The 2,519-nt window shown below is 46.2% G+C and carries 3 protein-coding genes; 1 reads left to right on the forward strand and 2 read right to left on the reverse strand.

Going from position 1 to position 2,519, the window contains the following annotated elements; translation table 11 throughout:
- Positions 1 to 632: 632 nt before the first annotated feature.
- Both ACR0DA_RS18655 and ACR0DA_RS18660 read right to left on the reverse strand, forming a co-directional pair.
- Complete coding sequence (locus ACR0DA_RS18655; protein WP_480668236.1) at positions 633 to 1,358, reverse strand: hypothetical protein; 726 nt, start codon at positions 1,356 to 1,358, stop codon at positions 633 to 635.
- Positions 1,355 to 2,254, reverse strand: a complete 900-nt coding sequence (locus tag ACR0DA_RS18660) for a hypothetical protein (protein ID WP_480670075.1) — start codon at positions 2,252 to 2,254, stop codon at positions 1,355 to 1,357. Before ACR0DA_RS18660 ends, ACR0DA_RS18655 begins: the two co-directional genes overlap by 4 nt.
- Before the next feature lie 84 nt (positions 2,255 to 2,338).
- Here ACR0DA_RS18660 and ACR0DA_RS18665 point away from each other — a divergent pair.
- A partial coding sequence (locus ACR0DA_RS18665) for a hypothetical protein (protein ID WP_480755224.1) occupies positions 2,339 to 2,519 on the forward strand: 181 nt, incomplete at its 3' end.

Genomic DNA, 2,519 nt, shown 5'->3' on the forward strand with positions numbered 1-2,519 from the left:
TACACGAACACTAGAAACAAAAAAGCCTCCCATTAGGGAGGCTTTTTTGTTGGATGATCACCAGATCTAAGAAGATCAGCATTGAGATCAAACGCTTTTGGGATTAATCTCTTTCTCCAGATGTGAAAAAACCGCCCTGCAAGGCGGTTTATTTCGGAATACTTACTGGTTTGACGGCCTGTGTAAGTCCTTTCATGATAGCCCATATCGTTAAAGCACTTCAAGTATTCCTGCACTCTGTTTGGATCAAGATGTTTTGGACAGAGCGACGCGCATCAGCCACCGACCAAGGGAAGTCCGATAGGTGGCAGGTAAAGGCACTAATCAGAACTTGCGAAAGCACGATAAAACCGCCCTGTTGTAGCTGCTAGACGGGGACAAGCGGAAAAGGAATAACTGATTAGTGTTGTGTGACTCGGACGGGGGGCGAAAGCCTTTACACACAGCGCAGGGCAGCCCGAAAGGGTACGAGAAAAAACTCCACGGAAAGCGACCACAAACAATGCTCAAATCACTCGAAAATCGAGTCGAAATGGGTAGGGGTCGGCGCAGCCGAAAGGGCTGATAGGGCCGCCTTGCGCGGCAGCTTTTTCGGGTTGTTCTTCAACTGATTGTTAACTCTGACAAAGGGATTATTTGTCCCTCTCTGTTGTTGGGGTTTGTGACTCTATCTTCCTTTTTAATCTTTGAAAGCCGTTTTGTGCATACTCTTTTGCTTTCCTCAGCTCGTTTGCTTCTGTCTCAAATCGATTTAACTCTTCTAAATACTGCCTTTGTATTTCCGCGACTTTCTGTTCTGTTTCTTTCTGTATTCTCATTGCCGCGACTTCTTTGGCCCTTATGGTTTGTTCTCTTTTTAGAAGCTCATTTTTGAATTGATGGAGATTTTGACTTTCGCTTTCCAGTTCTGCTCGAACGCGTTTTCCTTGTTCCTCGTAGGCAGAGTTGACCTTTTCTTCTGCCCATTCTTTTGTCTTTTTCTCGTAGTTTCTAGCCTCTTGAATTTTCTTTTCTGCCTGTTCTATTGCTTCGGCTTGTGCTTCTTTTGCTGCAGTGATCTGGCGGTTATTCATCCCGTTATAGATGAAAATGGTTAGTGGGGTTAGGATCAGAAAAATTAGGGTGAACAGCGCCCATACAGGCCACAATCCTTTGAAAATAGGCCAGAATCCGTTGGTGCTAGTGAAGGCGTATACGATTGGTTTGTCTCCCTCAAAATTGACTAGCCCCCATTGCTCGATATTCTCTTGGGCTTGCCAATAGTCGGTGATCAAAACAGCTTGATCCATTTGGTGATAGCTCCAGTTTGCTGTCCAGAAAATACCGCCAAGTACGGCAAGCAAAACAAACCATCTCATCGCAGATAAACCTCCGTAATATCACGGCGAAAATGTCCCATTTCTTGGGATACCACTTCGAGAGCTTTCTCATAGGCCATCGATTTTTGCAGTTCATTCATTCGCTCTTGGGCGTAGCTATGCCTTAGACCATGTGCTCCGGCACTCCAAGTTAATGCTCGATTTGATGCCGCGGAGAAAGAACTGGACCAACGATTACCGCCATTAATGTCGTAATAACTGGTGTAGTTCACTCCTCGATCGGTAATTTGCATCGGTTGATTCAGTCTGCGCTCTTCCAATCTTTCGGCAAGGCTTTGGGGAATGAGAATTTCACGGACAAGGCCGCCTTTTCCCTTTACGGTGTAACGCTCTCCATCTCGACCAGTGAATTTTTCTTTTAGTGCTGGCCTTGGGTCCGGTTTGCGTTCTTCGATGCGTTGCAGAGTATGAAGTTCATGCGCTCGAAGTCCTGCAGCGTGAGCGATTTCAGTCGCGAGCGCGTTGCGTTCGGTTTGGGCGTTGACCACCATTTGAATTTGTTCATTGGTGTAAGAGCGAGAGGAAAGAATTTGTTTATGCTCGGATTTTATAACGTCCAGCTTTTCCGTTTGGCCTAGTTTTCCCGTGACATTTTGCATCATCGATTGAATCGCCTGACGCTCCATATCTAAGGTTTTTTGCCCCACTTCAGCGGCTCTATCGGTCAAATACAGGTGTGCCTGTTCGACCGTTAAATCCCTCAGCCCACATTTAAATTCTGCATTGGCGTATTGGGCCACAATCGACAGACGTTCTTCGTAGTTACGAACGGTGCCAACGCTCGCTAGATTTTTCCCCTGCATCTGCTTCATAACGTTCGCGGCCTGCTTTTCAGCAACGGCTTTGGGATCTACGTTCTTTGCAAATTTAGCCATTTTTTTCTAACCATCTGAGAACGGTTGAATGGGCCACTTTGATCCGTTTATTGGTGCGAAGCCAACGCTGAAGCTCTGCGCCTGTTGCGCCAGCTTGATGTAGCTCTAAGAGTTGATGCTTGTATTTGTCGAGGCGTGATTTACGAGCGGAATAAGAGCGTTTCCGTATGGATTGTGTTTGAGCTTTCAGGGCTGAAAGTTCGCTTTGAACATCGAAGTCAGTCATTAGAGTTGAGTGCTTTTAAAACCTTCGTCCATGATGGTT

This window comes from Ruegeria sp. CI8 (assembly GCF_056536865.1).

Bases quoted from the DNA above. Each gene is read 5' to 3' on its own strand.
- ACR0DA_RS18660 (WP_480670075.1), bottom strand. From the start codon at position 2,254: ATGGCTAAATTTGCAAAGAACGTAGATCCCAAAGCCGTTGCTGAAAAG.
- ACR0DA_RS18655 (WP_480668236.1), bottom strand. From the start codon at position 1,358: ATGAGATGGTTTGTTTTGCTTGCCGTACTTGGCGGTATTTTCTGGACA.